Source organism: Arthrobacter sp. 10N418, assembly GCF_056394725.1.
This window is the reverse complement of sequence record NZ_JBFTIK010000073.1, coordinates 1-463: the sequence shown is the minus strand read 5'-3', so window position 1 is coordinate 463 and position 463 is coordinate 1. Positions and strand designations below refer to the sequence as shown.

The following is a 463-nucleotide window of genomic DNA, read 5'->3' as shown; positions in this document are numbered from 1 at the left end:
TCGGCATGGATGTCCAAGGCGGCGTTGACCAGGTGGGCGTCCACCCAGTCCCGTTCCGTCACCGGGCTGGCTCTCCACCGGTAGTACCCTTGCTTGCTGAACTTCAACACCCTGCAGGTCACCGCCACGGGAATCCCCTCGGCGGCAAGGTCCGTGACCAGCGGGTAGATCATTTTGGGTTGATGTCCCTTGCCAGATAGGCAGCAGCCCGGCGCAGAATTTCATTCTCCTGCTCCAACAAGCGGTTGCGCTTCTTCAGGTCGCGCATTTCGGCCGACTCTGCCGCTGCCGGGCCGGCCCCGGTTTCCTTACGCTCGGCGATGGCAATCCAGCGCTTCAGCGTCGTGACCGAAAGCCCGAAATCCTTCGCAATCTGCGCCAGCGGCGCCTCGCCCTTGCGGGCCACATCAATAACATCCTGGCGGAACTCCGCCCCATAAGCCGTAGGCATGGTCAACATCCT

1 pseudogene is annotated in these 463 nt (G+C 62.4%); it reads right to left on the bottom strand.

Going from position 1 to position 463, the window contains the following annotated elements:
- Positions 1–451: pseudogene (locus AC1DCZ_RS19370) on the bottom strand (transposase); the annotation flags it as partial.
- Positions 452–463 lie beyond the last annotated feature (12 nt).